The organism is Campylobacter sp. MG1, from assembly GCF_026616895.1.
GTDB lineage: Bacteria > Campylobacterota > Campylobacteria > Campylobacterales > Campylobacteraceae > Campylobacter_E.
This window is the reverse complement of record NZ_JANYME010000028.1, coordinates 1-1,221: the sequence shown is the minus strand read 5'-3', so window position 1 is coordinate 1,221 and position 1,221 is coordinate 1. Positions and strand designations below refer to the sequence as shown.

At 22.1% G+C, this 1,221-nt stretch carries 3 protein-coding genes; 1 reads left to right on the top strand and 2 read right to left on the bottom strand.

The annotated features are described in order from the left end of the window. Both NY022_RS09745 and NY022_RS09530 read right to left on the bottom strand, forming a co-directional pair. The coding region (locus tag NY022_RS09745) for a prepilin-type N-terminal cleavage/methylation domain-containing protein (RefSeq protein ID WP_420707992.1) at window positions 1-44 on the bottom strand (44 nt) is incomplete at its 3' end. Between the two features lie 85 nt (window positions 45-129). Continuing rightward, complete coding sequence (locus tag NY022_RS09530; RefSeq protein WP_267525642.1) at window positions 130-1,053, bottom strand: site-specific integrase; 924 nt, start codon at window positions 1,051-1,053, stop codon at window positions 130-132. A gap of 124 nt (window positions 1,054-1,177) precedes the next feature. Here NY022_RS09530 and NY022_RS09740 point away from each other — a divergent pair. Next, a partial coding sequence (locus tag NY022_RS09740; RefSeq protein ID WP_420707992.1) for a prepilin-type N-terminal cleavage/methylation domain-containing protein occupies window positions 1,178-1,221 on the top strand: 44 nt, incomplete at its 3' end.

Sequence of the window (1,221 nt, the reverse complement as noted above, 5' to 3'; positions counted from 1 at the left end):
ACGATTACGAAAATCAACTCAATCATTGTAAAGCCCTTTTTCATGGGTCACTCCTTAAAAAATAAATTTCACTTTATTTACACAAATGTAAAAAAAGTTAGGTTATTTTATTTAACACGAACTTAAATATTACTTAAAATAAAATAAATTTCTAAGTTTCTTATTTTCTTTTATGGAAAAAATTTCGTGAGAATAAACTCTACTTAACATTGTTATGTCATTATGTCCTAAATTTTTCGCTATTATCGGTAAATCTATTTTTAAATGCAAACAATTTGAAGCATAAGTATGTCTTATAGAATGCAAACTCCCTATTTTTAAATTTAAAGATTTTTTTAATTTTTTGAATTGATAATATATTGTAAAATAATCTACATTAAATTTCTTAAAATTAATTTTTTCTAATTCTTGTTTTAAAATATCGGCTAGGGGGATGTTTCTAAAATTACCATTTTTAGGGCTTGTTAATCCATATCTTGTGGCGTTTTTGTTTATGCTTATATAATTTTTTTTATAATTTATGTCTTTATTTGTGATGGCTAAAATTTCACTAGCTCTAGCTCCTGTGTAAAATGCAAAATATAAAAATATCTTAAGTTCTCCTGTAGCTTTATTTAGTAGCTTTTTTATGTGGGATTGTTTTATGGTTTTATTTATTTTGATTTTTGATTTATTTTTTAAAAATTTATTTAGATTTTTTAGTGGATTTTTAGTAATTATTCCAAAATCTATGGCTAGATTTAGCCCTTCATTAGCATAAGAAAGTATTTGTTTTATGGTGCTTTGCTTTAATGATTTTTGTTTAAGTTTTGTTAATAAATAATATGCTTTTTCTTTGTTAAATTCGGTAATTTTTGTGTTTTTTAAAATACTAAAAAGTGTTTTATGTAGGTATTTTTTATTTTCTATGGTGCTTTGTTTTAATTGAGAACTTTTTAATTTTGTAGAAATTTGGCAAAAATATTCAAGACTTTTTTCTTTATTTTTTAAATGTAGAAATTTTAATATTTGCTTGAATGTAAAATTTAATAAATGTTTTAAATATTTAAACATTTTAGTCCTTTTTTAAGAAATTTTTTATGTGAAATATTTTAGATAAAAATAATGTGAATTTAAGCCTATTTTTCATTACACCTTTGTGTAAATAAAGTGAAATTTATTTTTTAAGGAGTGACCCATGAAAAAGGGCTTTACAATGATTGAGTTGATTTTCGTAATCGT